The following is a 614-nucleotide window of genomic DNA, read 5'->3' on the forward strand; positions in this document are numbered from 1 at the left end:
ATGACTTAACGCCGGTAGGGCCAGTGCTTAGCCGGTGTTTTTGCATGCTCAACTGCGGAAACACGGCTAAAATGTTATATGATGCAGATATCCTTTCAGGACAAGCTCTTCAAGCCTTTGAAATTTCGCAATGCGCGTGGTCAGGACGATATGCAGATAATCAATTTTGTTTTCTGCAAGAAGCTCAATAAAGCTGTTTAAGCGGGGAATATTGATATGGTGATAGTCGTCGATTACCAAAACGGTTTTATCCGGCAGCTTAATATCTTTGATTAATTTAATTACTTCATGCCTGGATATGTCGTCATCCGGCAAACGGAGATGGACAAGGCTTTGAGAGCGGTCGACGTCCAATTCGCAAAACAGATTGGCGAAACCTTCCCAAAAGCTGACGGTTGAACTGTCATAAACCCTTTGCCACAGCATATCCACTCCGGCGTTTCTTAAATACTCCCTTACGGAAGTGGTTTTGCCGTAGCCCATGGGCGCTTCGATGATGGTAAGGGGATAATCAAGGATTCCGTCCAAAGCCCTTGTTGCGATTGTCAAGAAAAAACTGAGCCAGTCGCCAGAAAAAAAATGAGCCACTAGCGCCAGGAAAAAAGTGAGCCACT

The 614-nt window shown here is 45.1% G+C and carries 1 protein-coding gene; it reads right to left on the reverse strand.

Annotated features, from left to right (window positions below):
- Positions 1-66: 66 nt before the first annotated feature.
- The coding region (locus Ga0451573_RS18935) for an AAA family ATPase (RefSeq protein WP_331459449.1) at positions 67-614 on the reverse strand (548 nt) is incomplete at its 5' end.

The sequence above is a fragment of the Phosphitispora fastidiosa genome, from assembly GCF_019008365.1.
Lineage (GTDB): Bacteria > Bacillota > Thermincolia > Thermincolales > UBA2595 > Phosphitispora > Phosphitispora fastidiosa.